1 protein-coding gene is annotated in these 3,119 nt (G+C 61.7%); it reads left to right on the forward strand.

The features are described from left to right. Window positions 1–3,119 (forward strand): T9SS type A sorting domain-containing protein (locus FJY67_11730; GenBank protein ID MBM3330119.1); only part of this gene is annotated, 3,119 nt, incomplete at both ends.

Below are 3,119 nucleotides of genomic sequence, written 5' to 3' on the forward strand. Positions count from 1 at the left end.
ACGCCGGCGGCGATCAGAACCTCATCGTAACGCTGAATGCCGAGGGTCTGATCGAGGGCGACTACGAAGCCGTCCTGATGATCTTCTCGAACGACCCGGCGTCGCCACAGGTGGACGTCAATATCCTTCTGCACGTTACCGGTGCGCCCGTGATAGAGGCGACCTGGAATCAAGCGGCCGGCTTCCCGGACATCATGGACTGGGACCGCTGGGACGCTCGCTTCCCCGACCTCTTTACCGGTGGACCTTACAGCATCCCGGTCACGATCGAGAACACCGGCACGGCGAACCTCGTCGTCGAGGACATCGTCTCGGACAATGAGACCTTCTATGCCGACCCAACCTCGTTCGAGTTGGCTCCGGGCGAAGCGACGATGGTCAACTTTATCTTGGATGCCGCCGAAGATGGCGAGCATGCCGGGACGATGACCTTTGTCTCGAATGCCGGCAACAACGACGACATCGCGATTGCGATGCACGGCACGACGGCGGCTCCGCCGCAGATCGGTGTCGATCCGCAAGCGATCGAGACCGACCTCTTCACCGGTGAAGTCGAAGAGCACATCATCAACATCTCGAACGGCGGCCAGGCGCCCTTGCGCTGGTGGTCGGAAGCGGAAATCCTGCGTGAAGGCGATGCCGGTCGGCGCGACGCGGCAGGCCGCGGATTGCGCTATGCCGGTCCGGTGCGTCATGAGGTTGCTCCGGCCCCGGAACTGGCTCCGGCCGACAAGGCTTCGCTTGCCGCAGAAATGATGCGTACCGCTCCGGCACCGCTGGTCGGCGACCTTCCCGGTCGCGACCGCCGCGGCAACCCGGACCAGATGGAATATGAATGGCGGGACAACCAGGAACAGGACGGTCCCGACTTCGAGTGGATCGACATCGTCAATATGGAGGGCCGGGTCCAGTTGCAGGGCGGCGACGACATCAACGTCGGGCCTTACAACCTCGGATTCAACTTTCCCTACTACGGCCAGAACTATGGCCAGGTGCGGTTCTGCTCGAATGGCTGGATGACATTCAGCGGCTATGCCGGCGGCGACATCGGACTTGCCGATATGCCGAACGGCGGCGAGCCGAATGCGCTTCTTGCGCCGCACAACTACGATCTGCATCCGGGCGCCGGCGGAGCGTGGTATTACTGGACGAACAACGCCGACATGGCGGTCTGGTCGTTCATCAATGTTCCGCGCTTTGGCAACAACGCCCAACTCTCGACGTTCCAGGTTGTTCTTTACGGGAACGGGTTCATCAAGTTCCAGTATGGACCTCAGCAGGGCAATGTCGGCGAGGCATTGATCGGCTACGAGGACGGCAACGGCCAGATCGGTGCGCGGATCAAGGCTCGCAACGAGTGGGCGGTTGTGAACGGCTATGCCATCGGCATCGGCCAGCGCAACCACTGGGGCATCCCCTGGCTGACGGTTGAACCGCTCGAAGGCGTAACCCCGGCAGGTGAAGCGAGCGACGTAACGCTCACTTTCAATGCCGACGGCCTCGAAGACAACACCGAGTACCACGGGACGTTGACGATCTCGTCCAACGATCCCGACGGCGACTTTGTGGTCGATGTCTTCCTCCGCACCGGTGAAATCCCGGTCCGGGGCTTCGAATTCGTCGAGACCGACGTCAACCACAGCCTGCTCGTCGGTGCGGTTACCTTCAACGACGAGCCGGTACCTACCGGCTGGGAAGTCGGGGTGATTACACCGCGCAACGTCTGCGCCGGCGCGATGGTCTGGTATAACGACGGTGAGCCTCACGGCTTCGCGGCTTGGGGTGAAGAAGGCGGCAATGGCCAGTTCCGGAACGGCGAACCTCTCGTCTTCCAGGTCTGGGACGATGCGGCCGACACCTATTACCGCGGTCGCGCCACTATTCACGAGGGCCAGTCGAACTATACGGCTAACGCCTTCACGTTCCTCTCCCTCGCCGCGGCGACGTCGCGCGATCTCCAGGTGGATTTCACCGCCAACTGGAATCTGATCTCGATCAACGTCGTCCCCGACCGGGCGCTCTGGACGCGCGACGAAGGTCCGGACATCATTCGGATGACCAACCAACTGCGTCGCGATCAGAACAATCATCACATCCTGTTGATGAAGAATGAACGGGGTAACTTCTACAACCCGCGCTTCGGCTTCAACAACATACCTTACTGGAACCTGACCGAAGGTTACCAGGTGAAGATGGATGAGGCGATCTCGACGGTCTGGAGCGGCGAACCGATCGCTACCGACGCCGATATTCTGATCGCGACAGGCTGGAACTTCATCGCCTACTTCCCGGAATACCAGCTGAGTGCTGCGGCTCCCGATTTCTACGTTGTGTCGCCGATCATCGATCACGTGCTGCTGGCAAAGGACGTCTCGGGCCGCTTTATGAACCCGCGCTTCCGGTTCAGCAACATGCAACCGTGGCGGGAGACGCAGGGCTACCAGATCAAGGTCAATGAGGATGTAACGCTGAACTACCCGGCCCCGCAGCAGATGCAGGCTTCGGTAGGCGGCGGTGCGGCTCAGCCGGGGGCCGGCCATTGGGCTGAGGTGCCTTCGACGGGTCACAACATGTCGTTGCTCGTGACTTCCTTGGGCGGCCTGAAACTCGAGACCGGCGACCAGGTTGGTGCGTTCAGCCCGTCGGGTCGTCTGGTCGGTGTCGGGACGTCGCTGGAAGGGCAGTTTGGTCTGGCGATTTGGGGTGACGATCCTTCGACGGAGGCGGTCGAGGGGCTGATGCCGGGCGAAGCGTTCGCGCTGAAGGTCTGGTCGTCGGTTGACGACCGGGTCTATGACCTGCGTGCGACGGCGGTGAAGGCCGGGTCGCTGGTCTATGAGACCGACGGGTTTGTGGCGCTGGACGTTTCGGCGGTGACGGTTCCGACCGAGTTCTATCTGGGTCAGAACTACCCGAATCCGTTCAATTCGACGACGCGGTTTGCGTATGGGCTTCCGGAGGCATCGCGGGTGACGGTCCGGCTCTATGATGTGTCGGGTCGTGAGTCGGCGGTGTTGGTGGATGGACAGCGTGCCGCGGGGCATCACACGCTTGCGATTGAGGGACGCGATCTGGCGGCGGGCATCTATCTGGTGAAGATGGAAGCCGGCTCGTTCAGC

The sequence above is a fragment of the Calditrichota bacterium genome, from assembly GCA_016867835.1.
Taxonomy (GTDB): domain Bacteria; phylum Electryoneota; class AABM5-125-24; order Hatepunaeales; family Hatepunaeaceae; genus VGIQ01.